Below are 11,234 nucleotides of genomic sequence, written 5' to 3'. Positions count from 1 at the left end.
AGAAAAAGGATAACTAGATAGCAAGTGATATTCTAGTAGGTTCGGTTCAGACATAATCGTGTAAGACCTAAGTAAGGGAAACCAGAAAGGGCTGTGATTAGCTCAAGAATCCTCACGCCTTTAGGCCCAGGAGTGTCAAACTGGAAGCAGATCGAAATTATACTTGTAACCATTCTATTTATCATGACACCGAACCCTGCCTTTTCCATGGACGATTTTGCCAAAGCTCTTGATCAATACGATTATCAATTTGAAAAAGGGCAGATCGTGCGCGGGAGAGTCGATCAACACACCTCCGATGGAGCATTCATCGATATTGGCGGCAAATCCTCCGCTTTTATTTCTTTAAGGGAAATTTCCCTGGAAAATGTTCCTTCCATTGCCGAAGCTTTACCCATAGATGCAGAATTCGATTTTCTGATTACCCGTGGACAGGACGCGGAAGGACAAGTTACCCTGTCTCTGCGGCAATTATTACTACAAAAAGCTTGGGAAAATGTCAGGGAAATCTCTGAAAGTGGCAAGTCGGTGCAGCTGCGCGTCACGGGGGTGAATAAGGGGGGAGTGACGGGAGAAGTGGAGGGATTAAAAGGATTTATCCCTCGCTCCCATTTAATAGAAAAAAGTGATTTAGATTCCCTGATCGGACAACTTTTAACCGCAACTTTTATTCAAATCGATCAAGAAAATAATAAATTAGTTTTATCTCAGCGAGAAATTGCTCGCGCTAACGCTATCAGTCAATTAGCTGTGGGTAAATTATTAAGTGGCACCGTGGTTAAATTACAACCCTACGGTGTCTTTGTCGATTGCGGTGGAGTGACGGGATTACTCCATGCTAAACAGGTGACGGGAGCCTCTTTTAATTCTCCCATGACTTTCTTTAAAGTTGGTCAAGCAATTAAAGTGGTAGTCGCGGAAATTGACGAATATAAAAATCGCATTTCCCTATCCACAAAAATCCTCGAAGCACACCCCGGCGAAATTCTCGAAAACTTTGCTGAAGTCATGGAAACAGCAGCAGAAAGATTAAAACAAGCTCAGGGAAAAACACCCGAAAGTTAGCGTAGGGTGGGTTAGGCGACAATAATTTAGATATTTTACCACCTATTTAGTATTCGCCGTAACCCACCATCAGTTATCAGGTGAATTTGTCTCCTCTCTCCTGTCTCCTTTTTACTTGACCAAGATGTTTCAAGATCGGATAGCAATTTTAGGGACTATGCACGGAAAAGAGCGGGTAATTGCACCGATTTTAGCGCAAGAAATAGGCCTTAAGGTGATTGTACCCGATAATTTTGATACCGATCGCTTTGGCACTTTTACCCGGGATATTAAGCGCATCGGGACACAAATTGAAACCGCTCGCAGGAAGGCACAACAAGCGATCGAGCTTTCGGGATACGATATCGGAATTGCTAGTGAGGGTAGTTTTTATCCCTATCCCAACTTGCCGCTAGTTTCCTGTAATCGTGAATTGATTTTATTGTTCGATCGAGTCCATAATCTAGAAATAATTGGTCAAGCAATAGTCACGGAAACTAATCACGCTCACCAAACTGTAACTAATCTAGCAGATGCTTTAGAATTTGCCGAAAAAATAGGGTTTCCTAGTCATGGTTTAGTGGTGATGTTTGATAAAAATTCTCTCGACTCCGAGAATATTTTTAAGGGAATTACCGACTGGAAAAATTTAGTTAAAATTGTTGAAGATATTCTTGACAAAAACGGCAAAGTACACCTAGAAACCGATATGCGCGCTATGCACAATCCCACGCGCATGAAAGCAATTGTTGCCGCAACAGCAAATCTGGTTCAGAAACTTAATCAATTATGTCCTAATTGTGGTTGTCCGGGGTTTGATATTATCGAAATAACATCGGGTTTACCCTGTGGTTTATGTCACTTTCCCACCTCTTTAATTAAACTGGAACTATACGGTTGTCAAAGGTGTGATTATCGAGAGGAAAAACTCTTTCCCAACGGTCAAAAAACTGCCGATCCAATGTATTGTGAATATTGTAATCCCTAAAGATAGCTTTTCTATGGAAAGAATTTTAGAACCAGAAGTAATGGATGATCGGGAAGAAGCGCTCGAATATGATGCCATGGACTTCACCGAAGTTAATACTAATTTCGCTAAAGAAGCCGTACAATTGGCCGGTATTAATGCTAGGGTGTTAGATGTAGGAACCGGTACTGCACGCATTCCGATTATGATCAGTCAACTACGTCCCCAATGGCAAATTATCGCTATTGATCTGGCCGATTCTATGTTAGAAATTGGTCAAAAAAATATCCTTAATGCTAACTGTCAAGAACAGATCAAATTGGAGAAAGTTGATGGAAAAAATCTTCCCTACCAATCCGAGCAATTTGATTTAGTTATTTCTAATAGTTTAATCCATCATCTCAAGTATCCTCTGCCTTTTTTACGGGAAATTAAGCGAGTTTTAAAACCCAATGGGGGCATTTTTTTAAGAGATTTATTCCGTCCCGATTCCGAGGAAATAATCAAGGGGATGGTGAGGGAAATCGATCCTAATTTTTCTCTGCGACAAGCGCAATTATTTCAAGACTCGCTGCGAGCGGCTTTTACCCTAGCAGAAATCGCAGATTTAATCCAGCAGTCGGGCTTAGAAAATGTTAAAATTTATCAGTCTTCCGAACGTCATTGGACAGCTATAAAAACGAGTAAAAACTAATCAATAAATAAGGGGAAAAGCGAGTTATGAAAGTTGGACTTTTGGGAACGGGATTAATGGGAACGCCAATGGTAGAAAGATTATTAAATCAGAGAATTTCTGTTATTGCCTATAATCGCACCTTAGAAAAATTGACAGCTTTACAGCAGTTGGGAGCCAAAACAGTTAGCTCTCCTGAGCAAGTAATTCAAGAGGCAGATTGTCTGATTTTAATGTTAACTAATGCCGCCGCTATCCAAGAGGTTTTAGGATTAAATTCCGAGCAATCCAACTTTAATAATCGTACTATTATCCAGATGGGAACTATTGCTCCTTCTGAAAGTAAACAACTGCGAGATCAAATTGTTGCTAAAGGGGGAGAATATCTAGAAGCACCCGTGTTAGGAAGTATTCCCGAAGCTAAAAAGGGGACTCTCTTAGTTATGGTGGGAGCAACGGAGAAACAGTTCCATCAATGGTCAAATTTATTAGCACATTTTGGTCAAGAACCGATGTTAATCGGGGAAGTGGGAACCGCCGCGGCGTTAAAATTAGCTTTAAATCAATTAATTGCCGCTCTAACCAGTGCTTTTGCTTTGAGTTTAGCTTTTTTATCCCAGCAAGGAGTAGAGCTAGAAAAGTTCATGACTATCCTGCGTCAAAGTGCCTTATATGCGCCTACTTTTGACAAAAAATTAACCAGAATGTTAGAGAAAAATTATGCTAACCCTAATTTTCCCACTAAACATTTACTCAAAGATGTCAATCTCTTTTTAGAGGAATCGGAGAGGTTAGATTTAACCACTTTTCCCCTAACAGGAGTACAGCGCCTTCTTGAAAAAGCTTTAGAAATGGGATTCGCAGAACAAGATTATTCAGCTTTATACGGGGCGCTGAAAAAAGAATTATAAACCGCTTGCCAACATCAAAAAGACTCTCTTTGGTTTGTCTAGTCGGACAAAAGTAAACATTCGACCTCTTGTAAAAATCAAAAATTGTTGTTAGGGTTAGGAGTCAGTAGCCAGTAGTCAGTAGTCAGGAGAATTAAGAATGAATAATAATCAATTAAATGGTCTATTTACAAATTTTAGGCAATTTAATCCTTATTTTTGAGGCTTATTATTAAGATAACTGTAATACTTACTTTACTGATAGGAAAAAAAACGGTAAAAGGCTTTAAATTTTCCTTAAGCTTTGTTGAGGTAGCCAGAAGAGGGGGTTAGAGTAGGAAGTGATGGAATTTTGGGCATATTTTTCTATGACGTTGACTGAATTTGGATTATTAGCGGGTTTACTTGCCCCCGGTATTCTACTCTCGATTTTGGTGATGGTGAGTTTTGCCAAAGGGGGCTAAAAACTGATAGAGACACCGATCAAAGTGTCTCTATCTTGGGTGAAGATTAATCTATTTTTGGTTTTTTGCCCAATTTAATTGATTCTGTAGCTAACAAAATTGATTCTAAATGATGGCGCTTCTCCACTTGACCGAGGAAATAACCTGTCATCATCGCTGAAGCGAGAAGATTAGCCAAATTCTCGCGGTCGGTGGTAATTTGTACCGCAAAATCCTCTGAGGGCAACATTCCCACCAATCCCTTGACGTTTTGCGAGATAATATCTTTAATTTCGCTACTGACCGATTGGGCTATTCTCTCAAGGGTTTCAGGATGCTGCTGCTGGAGATACTGCATCAGACAGTTATCATTTTGTTCTTCGGTTTCCCAGGGAAAAAAATCAGGATTAAAAGTCATCAGAACTCCCACGCTGTAGTGGTTATTAGATTTAGGTTAACAAATCGCTCTTCTTGATTGCCCGAAGTCCCCCATCTTCCTCAAGTTTAGCTCAGTGATCAGAAACATCTCCCCATAATATACCCTCTCTCTCCTTATTCCTGATCGGTAGGTTCCAGAATACCCTGTTCCCTAAGATTGTCAACCTCGAAATATTGATGAAATTTATCGGTTACTTCTAACCAGTAGGATCTGCCTTCGTTTTGCTTGCGTTTTCTCACAAATCCTCGTTCTACCAAGTCCTGAACCTGTTGATAGGCCGTACTGCCTCGTAAATTAATTAAATCCGCTTGTAAAATCGGTTCTTTTAGTGCGATCGCTGCCAAAGTACGGAGGGTTCCCGTACCTAATTCGGCCGGGATCAGGTCTTCGATCAAATTCTGATAAGCTGACCGCAATTGTAAACTATAACCGAGGGGGGTTTCCACCACTGCCAAGGCACTATCCCGGTGGGCATAATCGGACATTAATTCGATCATGGCATCTTCCACCGTCAAGCGATCGCTGTTAGTTAATGTCACCATCTCGGTTAAGGGGACAGGCTGCCCTTTTAGATAAAGTATCGCTTCTAGACGGGTAGCTAGTCTGATCTCCTGGTGGGGTTCCGCGCTCAATCTCGACTACCTAAGTTTAGACAATGATTTGATATTCTACTAGAAGACGAACGAGAAAATTATGGAAACTTTTTGGAGTCAGGTTTTAGACTTTTGTTATCAGGCTACCGGCCAGGTGGGCGATCGCTTACTGGCTGATTTTGGCAAATTACAGGCCACCAATAAAGCAGATGGGACTTTAGTGACGGCTGCCGACCGTTGGTCTGATGGGGAATTGCGATCGCTAATTGCCCGCACTTTCCAGGATCATGGAGTCCTAACCGAGGAAACTACCCATATTTTCCCGGATCAAGAATGGTGTTGGGTAGTGGATCCAATCGACGGCACGACTAATTTTACTCGCGGTATTCCCATCTGGGGCATTTCCCTAGGACTTCTCTACTGGGGGACTCCCGTGTTCGGATTTGTTTATCTCCCCTGCCTAAAACAGGCCTATTATGGTTATTGGTACGGTGAGACGGGTTTAACCGGTCCAGAGGGAGCCTACCGTGATGGTCAACCGATTCACACCAGCGAAGATTTTCCCAGCAAAAATCATCTGTTTAATCTCTGCGCTCGTAGTACAGATATATTTAAAAATCCCTTTCCCTGCAAAGTGCGGATGATAGGAGTGGCTAGTTATAATCTGCTTTTGGTTGCCGATGGCACGGTTTTGGGAGGAGTGGAAGCAACCCCGAAAGTCTGGGATATTGCTGCGGTCTGGGCAATTCTACAGGCCGCTGGCGGAGTATTTATCTCTTTAGGAGAAAAGATTTTTCCCTTGCAGGTGGGGGAAAATTATAGCGATCGATCCTATCCCTGTTTAGCCGTGGCTCGATCGAATTTAGCGCCGGTTTTCTTGCCTTTAGTCGGTTTTCTCAAGGATGTTGCTTGAATGGAGAATTGCTCAGGTTAGAATAGCTGCATTTAATGGTTTTATCTCTATTTAGGGCTTGCTGAATAATGGTAAAACCCTTGTGGGTTAAGACTTTGAGAGTTTTTGTAAATCAAAAAGTACCAGATATGGGAGTGATCGGGGGGAAATTTAGGCACTTTTTGCCTGAAAATTAGGTAATTGACCCCCTAAAAATCGCTAAAACCCTACACCCCACACCCTACACCCCACACCCTGCCCCCACGAATTTATTTCATGAGTTTTGATACTTCCTCTCTCAGCGAACGCAACGATAAAGCCGAAGTCTATCAGCCAGTAATTATTCGCCTCGAAAATGTATCTAAAATCTACGGCAGTGGCGAAACCATGGTTAAAGCTCTTAATAACGTCAATTTGAGCCTGAAAAAAGGGGAATATTGCGCTATTATGGGGGCTTCGGGTTCGGGAAAATCCACGGCCATGAATATTATCGGCTGTCTTGATCGTCCCACCTCGGGGTCTTATTATCTAGAAAATCTGGACGTTTCCACGCTGCCGGATGGGGATTTAGCTCAGATTCGCAATCGCAAAATCGGCTTTGTTTTCCAGCAATTCCATCTTTTACCCCAGATGAGTGCGCTGGAAAATGTCATGTTACCAATGATTTATGGTGGGGTTTCTCCCCAAGAAAGAAAGGAAAGAGCGATCGCTGCTTTAACGAAGGTAAAATTAGATAATCGACTGCACAATAAACCCAATCAATTATCGGGGGGACAACAGCAGCGCGTCGCTATTGCTAGGGCAATTGTCAATCAACCTATATTATTACTTGCTGATGAACCGACGGGGGCGCTAGACTCGAAAACTACCCAAGAGGTGATGGCTATTTTCTCGGAATTGAATAACAGTGGCATTACTATCGTCATGGTAACTCACGAGGCTGATGTGGCGCGTCACTCTCAGCGCATTATCTGGTTTAAGGATGGTGAAGTGGTTTATCCTAATCTCGCACCGACGGATTTACATGAGGTGATTGGGTAGGGTGGGGATTTTTCAGTTATCAGTGAACAGTAATCAGTAAACAGTGAAAAGAAAACGACAACTTCCTATATAACTGATTCAAAGCTGATGGCTTACTGCTATAGGTTTGAAACTATTTAACTATTGTTACCTCAGTTTTTGTTTAAGTCTCAATAGTCGCTATTTGAGCAAGGATTACGCAATTAAAAATAGCTGACTTCGTTGTTCAGTTCGCCAAGATTATTGATGCTCGCTACAGTTAAGAATTAAGAAGTAATCGGGTTATGGCAAATCATTGGAGCGGACAAATATGATATTTTAGATTTAAGTTGAGAGTGGCGATTGCCTCTTGATTAAGTCGTTAGGTCGCTTTAACTCTTAGTAGTGATAGTGTCCGTCAAGTTATTTTTTAGTGTGATCGATACTGATTGATTCATTAGGAGGTTGGCTCTTCTCGACTTTGTGTGATAGTTTTTGCTTATGGAATCGTGAAATGTTTACTGGGAAAGACTTTTAGGACTATTTTGCTGAAGAAACTATCAGTATAGACCTAGTTTCCACACAGAAACCAGAAGAGCCGGAGGTTTAGCTTGTCGAATGCTATCTCGTTCCGTTGATTTGGGAAGACTCAAGTTATAGGGATATCTGCTTCGGAGGTTGAATTATGCCAGGGATGCGAAGGGCGGATCGCCGAGATTCTAATAGTGATAATGAGCGCAACAATCCTCGCTCTCGGCAGCCAGAGCCACCCTCTTATCATGAACTGAAACAGCAGCGAGATAATGCTAGAGGTGATAAGTTTTTGTTGCAGCAGGAAAAAGCTCAATTGCAGCAACAGCTTCAGACTTCACAGCTTGCAGTTGATGAATGGGAGCAGCGTGCAACGCAGAATAATCAACTCTATCTTAGTGAGCAGCAAAGATATCAGCAAACTCTTTGTCTTTATAACGAAGAGAAGGCAAAAACTGTTGAATTAATAGCCAAATATCAAGAAGCAGATGCCCGGCGGACGCAATATCTGACTCTGTATAATGAAGCCCAAGAGCTGCTTAAACGAGAAAGACGCTCAAAGGCTGGCATCAAGGGTTGGGAAACTCGCCGTAAAATTGAAAATGAGCGTCTAAAGCAGGAAATTGCTGAAATGGTTGTTCTACTGCGTGAATCGTTGGCAAGCAAGGATGAGGCGGTGAATAACCTTTATGCTTTAGCAGAGCGTATGGATAGGATTCAACAATTAGTTGATTCGGTAGAAGTGGAATCTACTGGTAATCCAGTTGGTTTGCTGCAAAAGCTCAAACGCATTTGGCTTGCCATTAAAGATATCCTTTCTGAATAACTGGACTTCGCCCATACATAAATACTAAAAAATTAACAAAACCCTTACTGCAGGTCGCTTCTAAGAAAAAATTGAAAAGAGACTACTGGGTACATTTTTCACTTGAAAATGGCTGTACCGTTGACTGTATCTGGAGTAGAGCGATGACCTAGAGTTGGCTGTATAGTGATCGCTAACCTGATTTTAACAGATAGTGTCATTAATCTCTAGAGTAAGGGATTCCCTCTGTAGCCATGTTTTTGCTGATTTTCTGCCCCGAAACAAGCTATAATGGTCTAAAGGTCAAATTTGAAAATTTTTGCCTCAAACCCTATCGGCGTAAGAACTTCAGGATTTTGTGTCCAGTAGTTCATTGGTATTGTATTGCTTGAACTCAGGCTCTGTAAGACTTTTAGCCATAGCTAGTATGTTTATACGGGGGAAGTCCAGGAATAAAGGAGATTTTTCATGAGTCAAGAGTTAACACCTGCTCTAGAGCCAAAGCGTAAAGGCACATTGGGGGAACAAGTTCGTAAAATTGCCGATCAGCTTCAACAAGATACTGAATTGCAGATTAAAGCGACCTCTCGTATACTAGGAGCCGCCGCTCAGATTAGTGAAAATCACGATCAACTTATTCGTGAGGTTGTTGATATGGTTGAGGAAGATATAGACAACCAAGCTTGCGTTTATCAGACAATCAACTTCACTGTTGATACTCTTAAGCAGCAGTTTAGAACGCTAAATGAAGCTAAGTATTATTTTGGATTAAAAGCTAATAGTTGGGCAGCTCTTGCTAATAAACTCAACAATCTATCTACTCAAGACTCGATGCCTATTGATTATGACAAGAATTCAATATCAAAACGCTTTGATGTGATTGAAGGTGAGATCAGAGCTATGCGTTCCGAAATAAGTCAGATATTGTTTCTGTTAAAGCTACTTATTCCTGATAAGTCCTCTCTTGATCAATAATGTGGTGGGTTACGGCGAATTTTTAATTATTGGTTAACTGCTTAACTTGTCGTCGCCTAACCCACCCTACATTTAAATTTCGGGGGCTTTTAGGGAATAAAGGGAGAAACTAGCGGTTTTTGCCTTTGCCTGTTGTACTAAACTGGGGACAGAATTACGCGCTAGGGCGGTTAATTTATTGGTAGTAGCATCGTAAATTGTCGTGGCCACTTTGGGATAGAGTCCAATGCCGATAATTGGCACTAATAGAGAAGCGATAATAAAGACTTCCCGGGGTTCCGCATCCACTAGGGCATGGTGTTCTTCTAATTCCTTATTTTCCGGCCCATAGAGAATTTCTCGCAACATGGACAAAAGATAAATCGGGGTGAGAATGACACCGATAGCCGCTAAAAAGACGATAATAACGCGGAAAGTGGGACTATAGGCATCACTGGTGGCAAAACCGATAAATACCATTAATTCCGCCACAAAACCGCTCATCCCGGGCAAAGCGAGGGAAGCGAGGGAACAGGTGGTCCACATGGCAAAAACTTTCTTCATTTTCTTGCCGACACCGCCCATCTCGTCTAACATCAGGGTATGGGTGCGATCGTAGGTACAACCGACCATAAAGAATAAACTCGCCCCAATCAGTCCGTGGGAAATCATCTGTAACATCGCCCCGCTTGTACCAATATCGGTAAAGGAAGCCATGCCAATCAGCACAAATCCCATGTGAGAGATGGAAGAATAGGCAATTTTGCGCTTAAGATTGCGTTGGGCAAAGGAGGTTAAGGCGGCGTAGATAATATTAACTACCCCTAAAATCACCAAAACGGGGGCGAAAACGGCGTGAGCATCGGGTAACATCCCCATATTCATCCGTAGGAGCGCATAACCACCCATTTTAAGCAAAATTCCCGCTAGTAACATATGGGCAGGGGCAGTGGCTTCGCCGTGGGCATCTGGTAGCCAAGTATGGAGGGGGAAAATCGGCAGTTTTACCCCGTAGGCAATCAGAAAACCAGCGTAGAGGAATAATTGCAGTTTCAGGGGGAAATCCTTGCCAGCAATAGTCACCATGTCAAAGGAGACGGTATCGCCATAAAAAGCCATCGTCAGCGCCGCTACAAGGATAAATAGAGAGCCTCCGGCGGTGTAAAGGATAAATTTGGTGGCCGCGTAGAGACGGCGTTTACCGCCCCAAATGGAGAGGATGAGATAGACGGGGACTAATTCTAATTCCCAGACGAGGAAGAACAGTAACAGATCCTGTACGGCAAACACCGCAACCTGTCCCCCGTACATCAACAGCATCAGGAAGTAGAATAGTTTCGGTTTAAAAGTCACCGGCCAAGCCGCTAAGATAGCCAGAGTGGTGATAAATCCCGTTAAGATAATCAGGGGCATTGAGAGGCCATCGGCTCCTAGGGACCATCTTAGGTCAATTTCGGGCAACCATTGGTAACTTTCGACTAATTGCAGATTGGGATTAGCGAAATCGTAACTGCTATAGAAAGCGTAGATAATTAGGGCAAAGTCGATTAATCCCACCGTCAGAGCAAACCATCTCACGGTTTTACCGTCTTTATCGGGAATTATGGGAACCAATAAAGCGGCGACGATGGGAAAAAGGATGATGGCAGTTAACCAAGGAAAGTTCGTTAGATTCATCGGCTGTTTTAATATTTATTTAATCGTCAGAATCGAGAAATTAAGCTAGGGCTTTTTGGCGGTTTTACCGGGGAAAACTGGCTTTTTTCTCTTGTTCTCGCGGTTACAGTTAACTGTACCTAAATCAATCTAGCAATTATTTTCCTGTCCTTGTCTATTAATATTGTTAAGTTTCAAGAGACTTCTGCCCTAATTAATTTTTGAGAGTTCAAAAATGGGAAAAATAGCGATGAAGTTGCAGAAAATCTCTAAATAGGGTCTGCTGAAAAAGTTTTTCGGTGGGGGTTGGGGGTTGGGGGTTGGGGGTTGGGGGTTGGGGGTTGGGGT

Annotated in this window: 11 protein-coding genes and 1 pseudogene; 8 read left to right on the top strand and 4 right to left on the bottom strand. The window is 42.3% G+C overall.

The annotated features are described in order from the left end of the window. Nucleotides 1-207: 207 nt before the first annotated feature. From IM322_RS15775 to IM322_RS15760, 4 genes are all read left to right on the top strand, one after another. Nucleotides 208-1,065 carry a S1 RNA-binding domain-containing protein gene (locus tag IM322_RS15775; protein WP_287080048.1) on the top strand — a complete coding sequence of 286 codons (858 nt, stop codon included), beginning with the start codon at nucleotides 208-210 and terminating at the stop codon, nucleotides 1,063-1,065. Between the two features lie 124 nt (nucleotides 1,066-1,189). Beyond that, the gene (locus tag IM322_RS15770; RefSeq protein ID WP_287676600.1) at nucleotides 1,190-2,032 is read left to right on the top strand and encodes a DUF6671 family protein; all 843 of its coding nucleotides are present in this window, start codon (nucleotides 1,190-1,192) and stop codon (nucleotides 2,030-2,032) included. A gap of 13 nt (nucleotides 2,033-2,045) precedes the next feature. Beyond that, complete coding sequence (locus IM322_RS15765) at nucleotides 2,046-2,705, top strand: class I SAM-dependent methyltransferase (protein WP_287676602.1); 660 nt, start codon at nucleotides 2,046-2,048, stop codon at nucleotides 2,703-2,705. A gap of 26 nt (nucleotides 2,706-2,731) precedes the next feature. Next, nucleotides 2,732-3,595, top strand: coding sequence for an NAD(P)-dependent oxidoreductase (locus IM322_RS15760; RefSeq protein WP_287676604.1), 864 nt, complete (start codon nucleotides 2,732-2,734; stop codon nucleotides 3,593-3,595). Nucleotides 3,596-4,084: 489 nt separating this feature from the next. Here the strand turns inward: IM322_RS15760 and IM322_RS15755 are convergent, their stop codons facing one another. Further along, entirely contained in the window at nucleotides 4,085-4,435 is a 351-nt protein-coding gene (locus IM322_RS15755) for a DUF760 domain-containing protein (protein ID WP_002803308.1), read from the bottom strand. Nucleotides 4,436-4,569: 134 nt separating this feature from the next. Further along, a complete protein-coding gene (gene scpB, locus IM322_RS15750; protein ID WP_286825035.1) occupies nucleotides 4,570-5,088 on the bottom strand; it encodes an SMC-Scp complex subunit ScpB in 519 nt (172 codons plus the stop codon). Between the two features lie 61 nt (nucleotides 5,089-5,149). Between scpB and IM322_RS15745 the strand changes: the two genes are divergently transcribed. After that, nucleotides 5,150-5,962, top strand: coding sequence for an inositol monophosphatase family protein (locus tag IM322_RS15745; RefSeq protein WP_287676606.1), 813 nt, complete (start codon nucleotides 5,150-5,152; stop codon nucleotides 5,960-5,962). Nucleotides 5,963-6,009: 47 nt separating this feature from the next. Here IM322_RS15745 and IM322_RS15740 read toward each other — a convergent pair. Further along, a pseudogene (locus IM322_RS15740) lies at nucleotides 6,010-6,195 on the bottom strand (hypothetical protein). Between the two features lie 22 nt (nucleotides 6,196-6,217). Between IM322_RS15740 and IM322_RS15735 the strand changes: the two are divergent. From IM322_RS15735 to IM322_RS15725, 3 genes are all read left to right on the top strand, one after another. Beyond that, entirely contained in the window at nucleotides 6,218-6,982 is a 765-nt protein-coding gene (locus IM322_RS15735; protein WP_012264245.1) for an ABC transporter ATP-binding protein, read from the top strand. A 643-nt stretch (nucleotides 6,983-7,625) separates the two neighbouring features. Beyond that, the gene (locus IM322_RS15730; RefSeq protein ID WP_002768564.1) at nucleotides 7,626-8,297 is read left to right on the top strand and encodes a hypothetical protein; all 672 of its coding nucleotides are present in this window, start codon (nucleotides 7,626-7,628) and stop codon (nucleotides 8,295-8,297) included. A gap of 447 nt (nucleotides 8,298-8,744) precedes the next feature. Beyond that, nucleotides 8,745-9,251: a hypothetical protein gene (locus IM322_RS15725; RefSeq protein WP_287676610.1), complete on the top strand. Its 507-nt coding sequence runs from the start codon at nucleotides 8,745-8,747 to the stop codon at nucleotides 9,249-9,251. Between the two features lie 72 nt (nucleotides 9,252-9,323). On the opposite strand, the gene ndhD1 is transcribed toward IM322_RS15725, so the two are convergent. Continuing rightward, the gene (gene ndhD1, locus IM322_RS15720) at nucleotides 9,324-10,907 is read right to left on the bottom strand and encodes a photosynthetic/respiratory NAD(P)H-quinone oxidoreductase subunit D1 (RefSeq protein ID WP_287676613.1); all 1,584 of its coding nucleotides are present in this window, start codon (nucleotides 10,905-10,907) and stop codon (nucleotides 9,324-9,326) included. Nucleotides 10,908-11,234 lie beyond the last annotated feature (327 nt).

This window comes from Microcystis sp. M109S1 (genome assembly GCF_020247025.1).
Classification (GTDB): domain Bacteria; phylum Cyanobacteriota; class Cyanobacteriia; order Cyanobacteriales; family Microcystaceae; genus Microcystis.
This window is presented reverse-complemented; position numbering and strand designations above follow the sequence as displayed.

Bases quoted from the DNA above. Each gene is read 5' to 3' on its own strand.
- IM322_RS15730 (WP_002768564.1), top strand. From the start codon at position 7,626: ATGCCAGGGATGCGAAGGGCGGATCGCCGAGATTCTAATAGTGATAAT.
- IM322_RS15770 (WP_287676600.1), top strand. From the start codon at position 1,190: ATGTTTCAAGATCGGATAGCAATTTTAGGGACTATGCACGGAAAAGAG.
- IM322_RS15765 (WP_287676602.1), top strand. From the start codon at position 2,046: ATGGAAAGAATTTTAGAACCAGAAGTAATGGATGATCGGGAAGAAGCG.
- IM322_RS15760 (WP_287676604.1), top strand. From the start codon at position 2,732: ATGAAAGTTGGACTTTTGGGAACGGGATTAATGGGAACGCCAATGGTA.
- IM322_RS15755 (WP_002803308.1), bottom strand. From the start codon at position 4,435: ATGACTTTTAATCCTGATTTTTTTCCCTGGGAAACCGAAGAACAAAAT.
- ndhD1 (WP_287676613.1), bottom strand. From the start codon at position 10,907: ATGAATCTAACGAACTTTCCTTGGTTAACTGCCATCATCCTTTTTCCC.
- IM322_RS15735 (WP_012264245.1), top strand. From the start codon at position 6,218: ATGAGTTTTGATACTTCCTCTCTCAGCGAACGCAACGATAAAGCCGAA.
- IM322_RS15725 (WP_287676610.1), top strand. From the start codon at position 8,745: ATGAGTCAAGAGTTAACACCTGCTCTAGAGCCAAAGCGTAAAGGCACA.
- IM322_RS15745 (WP_287676606.1), top strand. From the start codon at position 5,150: ATGGAAACTTTTTGGAGTCAGGTTTTAGACTTTTGTTATCAGGCTACC.
- IM322_RS15775 (WP_287080048.1), top strand. From the start codon at position 208: ATGGACGATTTTGCCAAAGCTCTTGATCAATACGATTATCAATTTGAA.